This is a genomic window from Synechococcus sp. (genome assembly GCF_982614295.1).
Genome location: NZ_CEXBMR010000098.1, coordinates 1 through 2,050, shown reverse-complemented (window position 1 = coordinate 2,050; position 2,050 = coordinate 1). Strand labels below are relative to the sequence as shown.

Genomic DNA, 2,050 nt, shown 5'->3' with positions numbered 1-2,050 from the left:
GTGGCCTTGAATTACATCGTTTTCAATGGCTAACAGATTGCAGTGATGCTGCCATTGGCTCTTTACCGCAGCATTGGAACCATTTAGTGGGGGTGCAGGAGCCAGATCCCAATGCAAAACTTTTGCATTTCACCCTGGGGGGGCCTTGGTTTATAGGGGAAGAATGCCCCCATTCAGCTAAATGGTTTTGGGCGCGGGAAAAAGCAATGCAACTTTGGCAGCAACCATGACCTGCCTTGTGGTGATCCCAGCCCGGCTGGAATCCAAGCGTTTACCCCGCAAATTACTGGCCGATATCAATGGCAAACCGCTTTTGCGCCATGTAATCGAGCGCTGCCTACTTGCAAAAGAGCCGCAGATGGTGGTGCTTTGCACCGATAGCCAAGAAATTAAAACTGCCTTGCAAAGCTGGGGCCTTGCTGATCAAGTGCCTGTATTGCTAACTAGTGCCGCCTGCAGTAGCGGTAGCGATCGAATTGCATCTGTGCTGCCTCAATTAATCAAATTAAGCAACGCCAATCTTGCATCCAAAAATCTTGAGATAGAAAAGCTTTGGATCCTCAATGTGCAAGGGGATCAACCCTGCCTTGATCCTGCCGTGATCGATGCTTTAGCAATTGCCTGTGCAACTGCTGATTTCATCGCAAAGGCGCCAGTTGTTACTCCTGTTTATCGCTTAAGCGCCGATAAAATTCACGATCCTGCCGTGGTGAAATGCCTGCTCGCAAGCAGCGGCCAATGCCTTACTTTTTCCCGCAGCGCTATTCCCCATGTGCGGGATGTATGCCCTGAAAACTGGCATCTACACGCCAATTACTGGGGCCATGTGGGCATCTATGCCTATCAAGCTGCAGTTTTAAACCGTTGGCAGCAGCTACCTCCATCTCCTTTAGAACAAGCTGAAAAACTCGAGCAATTGCGCTTACTGGAAGCAGGCATCAGCATTTATGGCCTCGAGGTTGCTGGTGATTCCTTATCGGTTGATACCCCAGCTCAATTGGCTTTAGCCCGCAAGATCTGTTCCGCCAACTCCCGCACAGCCCCATCGCCCCCACGCTGACGCAGCAGCAAATCCGCCATGCGTTTTAAAGAGCGGCAGCCATCAGCAGGAGTAACCAGCACCCCCACCAATGGACGCACCGACAGATCATTAACGTCGTCTCCGATAAAAGCAGTGGCGGCAATTGAAATCTGCAACCGCTCCTGCAATTCCGCCAAAACCCCCGCCTTATCTCTTATCGCCGTGAAGCAATGCTTAATCCCCAAATGCCGCGCCCGTTGCTTTATTGCTTCTCCGCGGCCGCCACTTAAAAATGCCAATTCCAGGCCCGCCTGCTGCAGTAATTTCAAACCAAGGCCGTCGCGGGCATCAAAACGGCGTTGCACCACACCATCATCGCTATAAATCAAGCCCCCATCTGTTTGCACCCCATCCACATCTAAAACCAACAAATCAATCGCTGCTAAGCGTTGTTTAAGCCCAAACCAATTCATAAGCTTGAAGGGGCAAAAGGTTCAGCTTGGGCAACAGCGCGAATTGCCAATAATTGCTTTAAAAGCGCTTCTAAACGCTGCAGCGGCACCATGTTTGGCCCATCGCTGCAAGCATGTTCCGGGTTTGGGTGGGTTTCTATAAATAAACCATCCACCCCCACTGCCATCGCTGCCCTTGCCAAGGGGGCAACAAATTGACGCTGGCCACCACTGCTACTACCTAAGCCCCCTGGTTGTTGCACCGCATGGGTGGCATCAAAGATCACCGGGCAGCCAAGGGCCTGCAACTGGGGCAAGCTGCGGTAATCCACCACCAGTGTGTTGTAGCCAAAACTGGTGCCGCGCTCCGTAAGCCAGAGCTGCTCTGGGCCTGTTAACCCCATCTGCCGCAACTTTTGCACGAGTGCTGCCATATCCCAAGGGGCTAGAAACTGACCCTTCTTTACATTCAAACCCCAAGCGCCGCGGCCCTCTAACAGTGCTGCAGCGGCAGCCTGTAATAGATCGGTTTGGCGGCAAAGAAAAGCTGGTATTTGCAACACATCCACCACGGCCG

3 protein-coding genes and 1 pseudogene are annotated in these 2,050 nt (G+C 52.3%); 2 read left to right on the top strand and 2 right to left on the bottom strand.

Annotated elements, in window-relative coordinates; genetic code table 11:
• Nucleotides 1–230: pseudogene (locus AC2JC8_RS10150) on the top strand (hypothetical protein); the annotation flags it as partial.
• A complete protein-coding gene (locus AC2JC8_RS10145) occupies nucleotides 227–1,060 on the top strand; it encodes a 3-deoxy-manno-octulosonate cytidylyltransferase family protein (protein ID WP_484594693.1) in 834 nt (277 codons plus the stop codon). The pseudogene AC2JC8_RS10150 and the gene AC2JC8_RS10145, both read left to right, overlap by 4 nt.
• Here AC2JC8_RS10145 and AC2JC8_RS10140 read toward each other — a convergent pair.
• Both AC2JC8_RS10140 and kdsA read right to left on the bottom strand, forming a co-directional pair.
• Nucleotides 994–1,494: a KdsC family phosphatase gene (locus AC2JC8_RS10140; protein WP_461556960.1), complete on the bottom strand. Its 501-nt coding sequence runs from the start codon at nucleotides 1,492–1,494 to the stop codon at nucleotides 994–996. The two genes, AC2JC8_RS10145 and AC2JC8_RS10140, sit on opposite strands and share 67 nt — an antisense overlap.
• On the bottom strand, nucleotides 1,491–2,050 hold a 560-nt coding region (gene kdsA, locus AC2JC8_RS10135; RefSeq protein ID WP_484594692.1), incomplete at its 5' end, for a 3-deoxy-8-phosphooctulonate synthase. The genes kdsA and AC2JC8_RS10140, both read right to left, overlap by 4 nt.